The organism is Lapidilactobacillus concavus DSM 17758 (assembly GCF_001435835.1).
GTDB lineage: Bacteria > Bacillota > Bacilli > Lactobacillales > Lactobacillaceae > Lapidilactobacillus > Lapidilactobacillus concavus.
Genome location: NZ_AZFX01000071.1, coordinates 1 through 10,502 on the forward strand (window position 1 = coordinate 1; position 10,502 = coordinate 10,502).

The window sequence follows — 10,502 nt, forward strand, 5'->3', positions numbered from 1 at the left end:
AGATACATATTATATGTACGAAGGCATTTCATTTACACAAGATTCTTGACGCTACCGGTTGGGTACAACAAGAATTGCAGTAGCATAGTCACCATTGATGAAACTACTTAATGATTAAATTGAGCAATTTCTCAAATAGCACAAACTGCTCTTCATAAAACGAAAAGCAGTTCATGGTGTATTTAGATATTTCATTGTGCTATTGACCAGAAACACACTATTTAAGGTACCTTTCTCTTTTCGCTGAGATTCACCAACTTCAATTGCACAAAAAAGCGTGAGCACAAGGCTCACACTTTTTCTAGTTGACTATCCTAAAAATTCGAAAACATCTTTACGATCATACAATTTCAAGATTTTTTCAAATAAGATTTGACCTACGAAAGCAGCTACGATTGGTACAACAAACCAGCTGATTAATAGTAGAATAATACTCAAACCGGCGTCCAATGAAGCCAACGGACCTACCAACCCTACCAAACCGAAACCAGCAGAAGCAGGAGTCCCTGAGACTGAGAATAACGCTACTGGAATTGCTGAGATGATAGCGGTGAATAGACATGGCACCAAGATAATTGGTTTCCTAAACAAGTTTGGCATCATCATTTTCATAGCACCCAATGCGATGGCCAAAGTAACCCCTGGTTTGTTGACTTTCCAAGAGTTAACTACCAAGACAACTGTTGTTGCGGCAACACCCATAGCGGCTGCACCAGCAGAAATACCGTTCAATTGAATTGCCATACCAATGGCAACTGTAGAGATCGGCGAGATAATCAAGAAAGCAAAGGAACATGCAATCAAGATTGACATCAAAATTGGTTGCAAAGTAGTAAAGGTATTAATTAAGTCACCGATAGCGGCAGTAATCTTGGTTACGTAAGGATATAAATAATAGCCGATTAGACCAGCGCCGATACCAACAACGATTGGTGTTGCAACAATTGCCACGGACCCAAATTTTTCGCCGATCAACAAGATCATGCCGACAGCGATTGATGCAGTAATCATGGTATTGATGATGTCTCCGGTACCAGCACCAATATAAGTAGCTGTGTCAGGATTGAATTTCACAACGCCGGAGCCAACGAAAGCTGCACCGGCAACTACTAACATTTGCATTGGTTTGAAGCCAAACTGCACCGCAATCAAAGCGCCAATCAATAGTGGAGTAGCTAGTTGGAAAATAACTGCCATTTGTGTGATCGTTACTGCTAAGGTATTTTCACCAAATAATTTCAAAATTGCTGCCAATACCGCGTTAGGAATCAACCCTACGATGATCCCCGTTGCGGTACCCGCTAATACTTTATTTAAAAATATTTTTGGAGTTAATTTTTCTTCCATTTTCTCGTCCTCTTTCTAATGATTACTATTTCGCTCCTAGAATTTCTTCTTTACTATGAACCAGTTGCGTTAAGAAATCACAGTAAGGAGTTACTACGCCATATTTTTTACCTTTACGAGAAATGGCTCCGTTGATGTAGTCAATCTCGGTCAAACGGTTATTTTTTATCAAGTCTTGGTGCATCGATGGGAAATGCATACCAATCGTAGTCGGGTCAAAACAAGTTTCTACATGTTCGATTACTTCGGGAATGTCTAAGTTGACGTTTTCTTTGGCAGCAACAGCTGCAAATTCGTTAACAATAGTCACTACCATGTCATGAGCAGGTTTGGTTGCACCAAGCCCCGCCATATTGACGTCTAAAATCGTGCATAAGCCATTCATCGTACCATTGACACAAGCTTTACGATAAATTGAATAATGAATGTTGTCGGAATATTTGGCATTTAAACCAGACGCGGACAAAGTTTCCGCCAATTTTTTCGCTGATTCTTCTTGGCCAATACCTAGATTTTGCAATTCAACAGACCCGCTGCCAAATAATTTAGCCTTGCCGGGACCTTCTAGACCAGCAGTCCACATGGTGTTGCCGATAAAGATTTTTTCCATCGGTACGAATTTTTCGATTACGTCTTCATGACCGATACCGTTTAAAAGACACAAAACTTCTGTGTGATCAGCAATTAATGGTTTAACATCCTGCAGCATTTTTTCCAACTGCATTGCCTTCGTGAATAAGATAATCAAATCAAATTGCTCACCAGTGGGCACCTCATTCTGATTAACAATTGGGACTTTAACAGTAATTTCTTCGCCATTATAATTAGCCTTCAATCCGTTTTCTTTGATGGCATTGATATGCTCCTGCCAGCCGTCGATTAGCAAAACATCGTTACCACCTTGTTTCAACATCAGTCCGAACCGGGAACCCATCGCGCCGGCCCCTGCAATTGCAATTTTCATAAATAAAAGCCTCCAAACTTAATTTATAATAAGTGAGCATTTTCACATTTATCATTATAGAGTTTTCATTCGGAAACTTCAAGTAGGAGAGTGTAAAATATTTTGTGTAAATAGAAAAAAGGAAGTTCCTTCTGTAGAATAGAGTTACCACAACACATTCACAGAAAAGAGGACTTCCATATGAACGATTTTACTACAGAAATTCTAAAGACTCTAGCGAACAAAGGCGATTTGAATGAATTATTCCGTGTCCATTTGGAAAAAGCTGTCAATACGCTTCTCAAAACGGAGTTAACGGCTTTCCTCGATTACGAAAAGTACGATCGCATTGGTTTTAACACGGGTAATTCTCGTAACAGCTCCTATGACCGTACGGTCAAGACCGAGTACGGGGAACTTCATCTCCAGATCCCGCGCGACCGCAACGGCGAGTTCAAGCAACAGACTGTTCCTGCTTATAGACGGACGAATGATACGTTAGAGGAGACCGTCATTCACCTCTTCCGAAAAGGTATTACCATGTCGGAAATCGCAGACTTGATTGAGAAAATGTATGGGCATCACTACACGCCCCAAACCATGTCCAATATGACTAAATCATTTACGGAAGAAGTCACTTCATTTAAGGAACGTGAGCTTCATGACCGTTATGCCGCTATTTATATGGACGCAACCTATATCCCTTTAAAGCGGAAAACCGTCGTCAAGGAAGCCATTCATATCGCAGTTGGCATTCGCCCGGACGGTTCAAAGGAAGTGTTGAGCTATGCGATTGCACCAATTGAATCTATCACGATTTGGGAAGAGATTTTAATAGACCTCCAGGAACGTGGCGTGAAAAACGTCCTCCTTTTCATCGCGGATGGCTTAAAGGGGATGGCAGGGGCCGTGCAGCGGTTCTACCCCAAAGCCCGTTTTCAACATTGCTGTGTGCACGTTTCCCGTAATATCAGTCACAAAGTGCGTGTCGATGATCGTAAGGAAGTCTGTGATGATTTTAAAATGGTGTATCAAGCGTCATCTAAAAAGGCGGCATTGGAAGCACGTGGTGCTTTTGCGGAAAAATGGAAAACCAGCTATCCAAAAATGGTGGAATCGATCCTTTCGAACGATTACCTGCTCATTTTCTATGATTTCCCATTAGCCATACGCAAGACTATTTACTCTACGAACTTGATTGAATCCTTTAATAAGCAAATCAAGAGATACAGCCACCGCAAGGAACAGTTCCAAAATGAAGAGTCGATGGAACGTTTCTTAGTCTCGTCTTTTGATACTCACAACCAAAAATTCCTAGGTCGCAGTCATAAAGGTTTCCAACAGGCCGAAGGCGAGCTCGAACAAATGCTGAGTCAACCGATGGAGAATTAGAAATAATCTACAGTGGGGAAGAACCATTTACACAAAATTATTGACGCTCCCTATTTATTGGAGGAGAAATCAGTTATGAGTGATGAGAAGCAAACAACAGAGGCAACTGAAAGTGAGTCTTCTATAACCAATTACGTCAATGCCGTCTATGTCTATGGCGAAATTGTGAGTGATTTTCCGCAACTGCGAACTTATCTTCAGCATCTGCGAATTCCGACTGAGTCAACGTTTACGGATACGATTGGCTTAGCTCATGCACTGCAAGTGCGCATCAGTTATAGTCGGGAGCCTAAGGTCGATTACTCGTTGTATCGGCTGAAAGAAGTTGTGGGTGAAGGAATGCATGCTGTCGCGGCGACGCTAGTGGTTCGTGATCATCACGTGACTTATCCCGAACAGGCCTGGCTGATTGCACAAGGATTGGCCACGTATATCTTAAATATTGCGGCCTATGTGCCTGATTTTAGTCAAAATCAGTCAACGATGACGAAATGGCGCGTTGAAAATTTGGCAATCGCGCTGTTGTTACCCAATACTCTCGTTGAATATACGGTAGGAATTGCGATGGACATCGAACACGATCTGCTTGTGCAAGCTGCCAAATATAATGAAGGCCGCGTGATTTTTGATGCGGTTAAGTTGGGGATCGTTGATGCAGCTGCGGCGCGTCTAGCCAACGTTCCCGAATGGTTGATGCATGAGCGTATTAATCGGGTTTTCGACGGCGAATAATACGCCAACGCTCAACAATGAAGTCATTTCAGCGCGTTTAAAACTGAATTAAAAACAGCCTAAAGACGCTGATTATGCGTCTTTTTTGCTGCCTTGATTCTGAGCGTTGATCAGTCCGTGGGAATGCGTTAAGAAAACGCCAACATTTCTCGAAGTTGGTGTATAATTAAGTATAACGAGTCAATGATGAAGAGCTTAGTGAATGAGTTGATCAGAAGGAGGTGCTTTTTCTTGAGTTATACAGATGCGAAGACATTCAATCCAGATATTCTCTATGCCTTCGACCCGTGGAATAAGAATGAGAGTCAGCATGAGCGTCATGCGCACGATTTCCTTGAAATTAGCATCCTACTGGAGGGTCAGGCGACTTATTGGTTTAATGATTGTTGGACCGAGTTGCAAGCGGGTCAGATTCTAGTTTTCAATCCCGGCGTGCAGCATGCCGAACGGCAGAAGAAAGGGACCTATTCACATCAATTGCATATCGGCATCAAGAATATTGCCTTGCACGAATTACCTCGAGATGTCTTACCAAACAAAACGCCAAAACTAGAAATTGGCGAATATCAATACAAAATTATCGACAAGGCTTGGCAGTTGGTCAACGAGATTGATCACCAAGATGTTGATTTTCGCTTGATGAGTAAAGGAATTGTCATCGAGATCCTCGTCTATTTATTGCGGGGTTTGGCCGTGCGGTCGGAGAACTATGACAAGCCGTTTGTTTCGAAGACGGAGAAACGCCAGAATCAATTGGTGACGAATATTATTTATTTCTTGGAGAATCATTATACCGAAGATATTACCCTTGAACAGCTGGCCCGCGACAATTATGTCAGCCCTGCGTATTTATCCAAGACCTTTAAGGAAGCAACTGATATGAGCCCAATCAATTACTTAATCCAGATTCGGTTGAAGAATGCCCATGAATTACTGAAGGATGAGGATACCACGGTTAAGCAGATTGCCTCCGCCGTTGGCTATGAAGATGCCTATCACTTCAGCAAGTTGTTTAAGAAATATTATGGCATCTCACCTTCTCAAGTCGATGAAAAGTAACGAACAACATTCTCATTCAGCCTTCAGTCGGTTGTTTGCGAATGTTTTTTTTGTTATCTTTATTTTATAGAAAAACAAATGTTCGCTAGTTTAGATTGATTGAGGAGTTTGCTCATGCGTAAGTTGCGTTATATTGCGACGATTCTTTATGGAATCATTTGGATCATTTACCTGTTCACGTCGCAGTTGCTATTATTGAACCAACAAAATATGATCAAGGCTTGGTTAATTGTTGCGGGGTTATTGTTGCTCAGCTGGTGGCTGTTCTTTGCCTACCTGCACTTTTTTAGTTTTCGACGGACGACTTTACGCCGAATCGATAAGATGGACGGTTCAGATTTCGAACAATATACCGCAGAATTACTCGAAAGAAGCGGCTTCGAAAATGTTGAGGTGACGCCAGCGACTCGCGATCAGGGCGTCGATGTCAAGGCAGAGTTGCGACAAGAGACGTATGGGTTTCAGTGTAAACGATATGATCATCCGGTCGATAACAGTGCGGTTCAAGAAATTTTTACCGGTTGTGCTTTTTATCATCTTGAGAATCCGGTGGTCATTACGAATACGAAGTTTACAGCGAGCGCTCGGGAATTAGCCGATGGGGTGGGCGTCGAATTGATTGATCGCGAAGTATTGACCCAATGGTTAGAGAAAGTCAAAAAACGAGCGTAACTAAATTAAATCATCGGTCCGTGACTAAAGAGGCTGTCCTAAAACGACAGCCTCTTTTTTGCGCGTCAAGTAAAAAGGCGTTTAAGAAAAGAATTAAATCGCTATCATAAATAATATTGTACATGGTTTTATCGAAAAACAACCATTTTCATCTTTTTAAAAACAGACATAATAGTCTTTTGTAGATAGACCACGATGTGAAGTGATCGAATCAGAAGAATTTCAGTATTTCTGGGATGCAGAGGGGTATGTCATGAGTAATTTTCAATGGATTTGGCAATACGTTAAGTCCAATCGTAAGAAACTATGGGTCGCGTTGGTCTTCTTCATTATTAGTACGGCGTTGATTCTGGTGAATCCTTATGTCATGGGACAAATTGTCGACCGCGTGATCGATGGCAATCAGGGTAGCTTATTAGTGCCACTGCTACTGCTGATGATTGGCGTCACCGTCTTGCGAACGATCACCCGTTATATTTATCAGATTTTATTTGAACAGACGGGACAGAACGCCTTATTTGACTTGCGTGAAGATATGTATCGTAAGCTACAAGAATTAGACTTTGATTTCTTCAACCACACACGTGTCGGTGATATCATGACTCGAATGACCGGCGATACGGATGCCATTCGCCATTTTATTTCTTGGGTGAGTTATCAAGTCTTGGAGTGTCTCTTTTATTTCATCGTTTCGATTATCGTCATGATGTCAATCAGTTGGCAATTGACCTTGGCGTTAGTTGCAGTCACACCACTAATTTTTATCCTGACGCAACAAATGGCACGCGCGCAACATCCGGTCTTCTTTCAAATTCGCCAGAGTTTTTCACGCTTGAATTCAATGGTTGAGGAGAATATCAGTGGGAATCGTGTTGTGAAGGCCTTTGTTCGCGAAGATTTCGAAATTAAAAAATTCAATGAACACAACGAAGATTACAAACAGAAAAATATGGCTGCCGCGAATGTTTCTAAGGCTTACTTGCCTTGGCAAGATGGGACGGCCAACAGTTTGAGCGTGATCACACTGGTTTTTGGTGGTTATTTGGTCATTAAGGGCCAGATGACATTAGGCGATTTGGTTGTCTTCAACGGTTATTTATGGATGTTAAATCAACCGATGAGAATGAGCGGTTGGTTGATCAATGATGTCGAGCGTTTCGCTGCATCGTGTGTTAAAATTCGTCAAATGTTGGCGGCTAAACCAAGTATTGAAGTTCGTCTGGATCAAAAGCCATTGCGCGTTCAAGGCAAAGTGGTTTTTGATCATGTCAGTTTCCACTTTTCAGACGACCCAGAGCACAATGTGTTGAGCGACATTACTTTCACCGCTGAACCCGGAGAGACCGTCGGCATTATCGGTGAAACGGGTGCCGGGAAGACCACGCTGGTGAATATGATTGGCCGTTTCTACGATCCGACTTCTGGGAAAGTTACTATTGATGATAAAAACGCAAGCGATTATCCGATTCGCCGACTGCGTGACAATATTGCGATGGTCATGCAAGATGTGTTCTTGTTCTCGAATACAATTTCTGACAATATCGCATTTGGTCGACCAGATATGGATACTGTTTATGTTCAGTCAGTCGCCCGAATTGCGGATGCGGATAATTTCATCATGAGAATGCCGAATGGCTATGACACCATCGTCGGTGAACGTGGGGTCGGCTTATCTGGTGGGCAGAAACAACGTATCAGTCTAGCACGTGCATTAGCGAAGGATCCTTCGATCTTGATTCTCGATGACACCACTTCTGCTGTCGATATGGAAACAGAAACGAAGATTCAGCACGAACTGGCAGGACTCACGACGAAGCGGACCACGTTCATCATCGCGAACCGAATATCATCCGTCCGCGATGCAAACCTGATTCTATTGATGGAAAAAGGTCGTGTTGTTGAATCTGGCACTCATGACGAACTCATGGCATTGAAAGGCAAATATTACGAAGTCTTCCAGAAACAACTTGGATTAGAAAAGGGGGAGCAACTTGGCACAGCGGAATAAATCAGACGTCGATGAAGAACTGACTGAACAATTTAATTGGCACGATTACGCGCGACTGGCGCAGTATATCAAGCCATACATGAAGGAAATTTATCGCATCTTAGGCGTGATCATTCTGGCCAATGTTGCCGGAATGCTCGGCCCATACTTTACAAAAATCACGATCGATACCGTGATTCCCAATAAAGATTTGCCGATGTTGTGGCTGATTGGCATCCTGTTCACTGGCTCACTGTTTTTTATCGGCTGGTGCATGCGTTACCGGATTTACCACATCACCGAATTAGGCCAAGATGTGCTCAAGGACATGCGTCTTGATATCTTTCAACATCTTCAAAAGCTTTCGTTCTCGTATTTCGATAGCCGTCCACACGGCAAAATTCTGATTCGTGTGGTCAACTACATCAACACCTTGAGCGACTTGCTAAGTAATGGCTTGGTCAACCTGATCTCAGATGTATTCAACGTTTTGATCACACTGATCTTTATGTTTGCCATCGATGCACGACTGACCTTGTATAGTCTGGCATTGATCCCAATTTTGGTCGTGATGGTGTTAATTATCCAATCAAAACAGCGGCGTGCCTATCAGATTTTAAGTAATAAACAGTCCAATCTCAACGCCTACATTCACGAAAGTATTGCTGGTATTAAGGTGACTCAGTCTTTTGCCCGTGAGCAAGAGAACTTCCGTATCTTCGATGAAACAAACGAGGATAATCGCCGCACGTGGATGCACGCCGTTAAAATTCAATTCCTACTCTGGCCAGGCGTTCAAAACATCTCGGTCATCACCATGTGCTTGATTTACTTCGTGGGGATTCGCCAGATTGGTGTTGATGTGAGTACCGGTACTTTGATTGCGTTCATTGGTTATATCAATAACTTCTGGAATCCTGTGATCAATATCGGTAACTTCTATAACTCACTGATCACCGCCACTGCCTATCTCGAGCGTATTTTTGAAACGTTGGATGAAAAACCTGAGATTGTCGACCATCCTGGTGCCAAAGCGTTACCACAAATTGACGGGGATGTCACCTTCAATCACGTCACCTTCCGTTACGAACCAGGCAAGGATATTCTTAAGGACGTCAACTTCCACGTTTCTCATGGGCAGTCCGTTGCCCTAGTTGGCCCGACAGGTGCAGGTAAAACGACCGTGATCAACCTCCTGAGCCGTTTCTACGACGTTAATGAGGGAGAGGTGAAGATTGACCACCATAATGTTGAAGAGGTCACCCTGGCCTCCTTAAGACGCCAAATGGGAGTCATGTTGCAGGACACCTTTATCTTCTCAGGCACAATCATGGATAATATTCGCTATGGTAAACTAGACGCAACCGACGAAGAAGTTATCGCCGCAGCAAAAGTCGTTCGTGCGGATGATTTTATCCATGAATTGAAGAACGGTTATGAGACCGTGGTTGAGGAACGAGGCAGCACGTTATCAGCGGGACAACGGCAATTGATTGCCTTTGCTCGAGTTCTCCTAGCAGATCCACGAATTCTGATTTTAGACGAGGCAACTTCGAGCATTGATACCAAGACTGAAGCCTTGCTACAGATGGGGCTCTCAGCCTTGCTGAAGGGACGTACCTCGTTTATCATCGCTCACAGACTATCCACAATCAAGAACTGTGATCAGATCTTCTACGTGGACGGCGGAAAGATCGCCGAACACGGGACCCATGAAGAACTGATGGCCGCACGGGGTCTATATTATCAGCTTTACCAATCGCAGTATGATATGTTGAAGTTGGCGCACGCTTAACCGTTGGGTTTCAAGAAATGAGGTATTTTTGTCAGAAATGACAAATGCCTCTTTTTTTGGTTCTTCGTAGAACCGAAGTTGCTGCAGACAATGGGCATGCTTGCAGCATGTGCCTCGCCGAAGTTGCTGCGGGAAATGGTTGTTCCTGCTGTAGATTGTCGAACCGAAGTTGCTACAGACAATGGGCATGCTAGCCTGTGGGGCCGGTTGCAGCTCTTTTTGAAACGCGTTCTGCAAGGCAGCAGTCTGTGCTTAACAACAATTTCTAAACGATTCGTAAACGAATCATTCAGAAATTATCGTTAATGCTCAACTGCTAACCGCCTTGCTCCACGCTCTACTTCAAAAAGGAGCTTTCGCCTAAAACTTGTAGCTTTTGTTACACAAAATCTAAAGTTTTGCCCGTGCTATAAGCTCGAAACGTGTTTCGAACTTATAACACTGTCACTGCAATCATGCCCATTGTCTTCCGCAACTTCTGATTTAGTCGGTAACTCAAAATAACAGGGCAAGATTTGCTGGCAGAATATTTCGTCGAACGAAAAATCATGATCATGCTTAAAAATCGTGATTGC

General features: G+C 43.1%; 8 protein-coding genes. 6 read left to right on the forward strand and 2 right to left on the reverse strand.

Annotation, left to right across the window (positions count from 1 at the left end):
• Positions 1-309: 309 nt before the first annotated feature.
• Together FC15_RS06300 and FC15_RS06305 are read right to left on the reverse strand one after the other, a co-directional pair.
• On the reverse strand, positions 310-1,347 hold the full coding sequence (locus FC15_RS06300; protein ID WP_057824992.1) for a PTS sugar transporter subunit IIC: 1,038 nt from the start codon (positions 1,345-1,347) through the stop codon (positions 310-312).
• Positions 1,348-1,372: 25 nt separating this feature from the next.
• Positions 1,373-2,311 (reverse strand): 2-dehydropantoate 2-reductase, encoded by a 939-nt coding sequence (locus tag FC15_RS06305; RefSeq protein WP_002335374.1) that lies wholly within the window; start codon positions 2,309-2,311, stop codon positions 1,373-1,375.
• 180 nt (positions 2,312-2,491) lie between these two features.
• Here FC15_RS06305 and FC15_RS06310 point away from each other — a divergent pair, with 180 nt between their 5' ends.
• The 6 genes from FC15_RS06310 to FC15_RS06335 all read left to right on the forward strand — a co-directional run bounded on the left by FC15_RS06310 (position 2,492) and on the right by FC15_RS06335 (position 9,927).
• Positions 2,492-3,682 (forward strand): IS256 family transposase, encoded by a 1,191-nt coding sequence (locus FC15_RS06310; RefSeq protein WP_057824994.1) that lies wholly within the window; start codon positions 2,492-2,494, stop codon positions 3,680-3,682.
• A 75-nt stretch (positions 3,683-3,757) separates the two neighbouring features.
• Positions 3,758-4,414 (forward strand): hypothetical protein, encoded by a 657-nt coding sequence (locus FC15_RS06315; protein WP_057824996.1) that lies wholly within the window; start codon positions 3,758-3,760, stop codon positions 4,412-4,414.
• Positions 4,415-4,645: 231 nt separating this feature from the next.
• Positions 4,646-5,473 carry an AraC family transcriptional regulator gene (locus tag FC15_RS06320; protein WP_083479129.1) on the forward strand — a complete coding sequence of 276 codons (828 nt, stop codon included), beginning with the start codon at positions 4,646-4,648 and terminating at the stop codon, positions 5,471-5,473.
• Positions 5,474-5,587: 114 nt separating this feature from the next.
• Entirely contained in the window at positions 5,588-6,145 is a 558-nt protein-coding gene (locus FC15_RS06325; RefSeq protein ID WP_057825001.1) for a restriction endonuclease, read from the forward strand.
• Between the two features lie 253 nt (positions 6,146-6,398).
• Positions 6,399-8,153 (forward strand): ABC transporter ATP-binding protein, encoded by a 1,755-nt coding sequence (locus FC15_RS06330; RefSeq protein ID WP_057825003.1) that lies wholly within the window; start codon positions 6,399-6,401, stop codon positions 8,151-8,153.
• A complete protein-coding gene (locus FC15_RS06335) occupies positions 8,137-9,927 on the forward strand; it encodes an ABC transporter ATP-binding protein (RefSeq protein WP_057825005.1) in 1,791 nt (596 codons plus the stop codon). Before FC15_RS06330 ends, FC15_RS06335 begins: the two co-directional genes overlap by 17 nt.
• Positions 9,928-10,502: the final 575 nt, after the last annotated feature.